The organism is Actinomycetospora sp., assembly GCF_055612215.1.
Genome location: NZ_JBVPVA010000527.1, coordinates 1 through 2,719, shown reverse-complemented (window position 1 = coordinate 2,719; position 2,719 = coordinate 1). Strand labels below are relative to the sequence as shown.

At 71.1% G+C, this 2,719-nt stretch carries 3 protein-coding genes; all 3 read left to right on the top strand.

The features are described from left to right. On the top strand, positions 1-1,473 hold a 1,473-nt coding region (gene dnaK / locus AC0CYZ_RS14705; protein WP_472216560.1), incomplete at its 5' end, for a molecular chaperone DnaK. Between the two features lie 68 nt (positions 1,474-1,541). Beyond that, positions 1,542-2,225 (top strand): nucleotide exchange factor GrpE, encoded by a 684-nt coding sequence (gene grpE, locus AC0CYZ_RS14700; RefSeq protein WP_472216558.1) that lies wholly within the window; start codon positions 1,542-1,544, stop codon positions 2,223-2,225. Positions 2,226-2,301: 76 nt separating this feature from the next. Next, positions 2,302-2,719 (top strand): DnaJ domain-containing protein (locus AC0CYZ_RS14695; protein ID WP_472216556.1); only part of this gene is annotated, 418 nt, incomplete at its 3' end.

Here is a 2,719-nt window from a genome sequence, read left to right as displayed (position 1 = left end):
CAGGCCACCAAGGAGGCCGGCCAGATCGCGGGCCTCAACGTGCTGCGCATCGTCAACGAGCCCACCGCGGCCGCCCTCGCCTACGGGCTGGAGAAGGGCGAGAGCGAGCAGACGATCCTCGTCTTCGACCTCGGCGGCGGCACGTTCGACGTCTCGCTGCTCGACATCGGCGACGGCGTCGTCGAGGTGCGCGCCACCAACGGCGACAACAACCTCGGCGGTGACGACTGGGACGAGCGGATCATCAACTGGCTCGTCGACAAGTTCAAGGGCTCGCAGGGCATCGACCTGTCCAAGGACAAGATGGCGATGCAGCGGCTCCGTGAGGCCGCCGAGAAGGCGAAGATCGAGCTGTCGAGCTCGGCCTCCACGAGCATCAACCTGCCCTACATCACCGTCGACGCCGACAAGAACCCGCTGTTCCTCGACGAGACCCTGTCGCGCTCGGAGTTCCAGCGGATCACCGCGGACCTGCTCGAGCGGTGCCGCAAGCCGTTCAACCAGGTCGTCAAGGACGCCGGCATCTCGGTGGGCCAGATCAGCCACGTCGTCATGGTCGGCGGCTCCACCCGCATGCCCGCCGTGACCGAGCTGGTCAAGGAGCTCGCGGGCGGCAAGGACCCCAACAAGGGCGTCAACCCGGACGAGGTCGTCGCCGTCGGCGCCACGCTCCAGGCCGGTGTCCTGCGCGGTGACGTGAAGGACGTCCTGCTCCTCGACGTCACCCCGCTGTCCCTGGGCATCGAGACCAAGGGCGGCGTGATGACCAAGCTGATCGAGAAGAACACGACGATCCCGACCAAGAAGTCCGAGGTCTTCACGACGGCGGAGAACAACCAGCCGTCGGTGCAGATCCAGGTCTTCCAGGGCGAGCGCGAGATCGCGGCCTACAACAAGAAGCTCGGCATGTTCGAGCTCACCGGCCTGCCGCCCGCCCCGCAGGGCGTTCCGCAGATCGAGGTCACCTTCGACATCGACGCCAACGGCATCGTGAACGTGTCGGCCGTCGACAAGGGCACCGGCAAGTCGCAGGCGATGACCATCACCGGCGGGTCGGCCCTGTCCAAGGAGGAGATCGACCGCATGGTCTCCGACGCGGAGGCCCACGCCGACGAGGACCGCAAGCGGCGTGAGGCCGCGGAGACCCGCAACCAGGCGGAGTCGCTGGTCCACCAGACCGAGAAGGTCCTCTCCGAGAACGGCGACAAGGTCCCCGCGGAGGTCAAGGACAAGGTCCAGGGCTCGCTCGACGACCTGAAGAAGACCCTCGAGGGCGACGACACCGAGGCCGTCAAGACCGCGGTCGAGAAGCTCGCGACCGACTCCCAGGAGCTCGGCCAGGCCATCTACGCCCAGGCGCAGCAGTCCGGCGACGCCACCGGCGCCGCGGGTGCGGCCGGTGAGGGCGCGACGCCCGGCGGGGACGACGACGTCGTCGACGCCGAGATCGTCGACGACGACAAGAAGCAGTGACCACACCGGACACCGGTGCCGCGCCCGGCCCCACGGCAGGGCGCGGCCGAGGAGATGAGGAGGTCACCGTGGAGCACCCGGCCGAGGAGTCGGTCAAGGACCACCAGGAGGAGTTCGGCGCCGGATCGGACGCTCCCGGCGGGGTGACCGTCGAGGGCGCGCCCGCCGACGGCGACCAGGCGCCGGACGCGGCCGTGGGCGGCGTGCCGACCAGCGGCACGCAGGACCCGGGCCGGACGCCCGACGCCGACGGCGCCCAGGCGGTCGACCCCGAACTCGCGCGCGTGCGCACCGAACTCGAGGAGCGCACCGCCGACCTGCAGCGCCTGTCGGCGGAGTACGCGAACTACCGGCGCCGGGTCGAGCGTGACCGCGAGGCCACCGTCACCGGCGCGAAGGCGCAGGTCGCGGGGGAACTGCTCACCGTGCTCGACGACGTCGAGCGCGCGAGCGCCCACGGCGACCTGACCGGCCCGTTCAAGGTGGTGGCCGACCGGCTCACCGAGACCCTGACACGGGCCGGGCTCACCGGGTTCGGCGAGGTCGGCGACGCGTTCGACCCGTCGGTGCACGAGGCCGTCGCGCACGGGACCTCCGCCGAGGTGGACGGGCCGACCGTCACCATCGTGATGCGTCGTGGCTACCGCTTCGGCGAGAAGGTGATCCGGCCGGCGATGGTCGAGGTCACCGACCACGACCCGGACGCCGTACCCGCCGGCAGCGGTTCCGCCGGCGGCAGCGAGAACGCCTGACGATCCCCTCGGGGGTCGATACTCGAGGACGAGTCCGCGCGGACGCCGGGCTCACGGGAGGGAGGACGAACCCACGATGGCCGATCGTGACTGGCTCGAGAAGGACTTCTACCGTGAGCTCGGCGTCGGCAAGGACGCCTCGCAGGACGAGATCAAGAAGGCCTACCGCAAGATCGCGCGGGAGAACCACCCGGACACCAAGCCGGGGGACGCGAAGGCCGAGGCCCGCTTCAAGGCGGCCGGCGAGGCCTACGGGGTGCTCTCGGACCCGACGAAGCGCAGCGAGTACGACGAGGCCCGCAGCCTCTTCGCCGGCGGCCGCTTCGGCGGGTTCGGCGGCGGCAACGGCGGCTTCGGCGGCCGCGGCACGGGCGCGACCGCCGGCTTCGACGTCAACGACCTGTTCGGCGGCGGCCGGGCGGGCGGTGGTGGCGGCGGCCTCGGTGACCTGCTCGGCGGCATCTTCGGCGGCATGGGCGGCGCCGGCGGCGCCC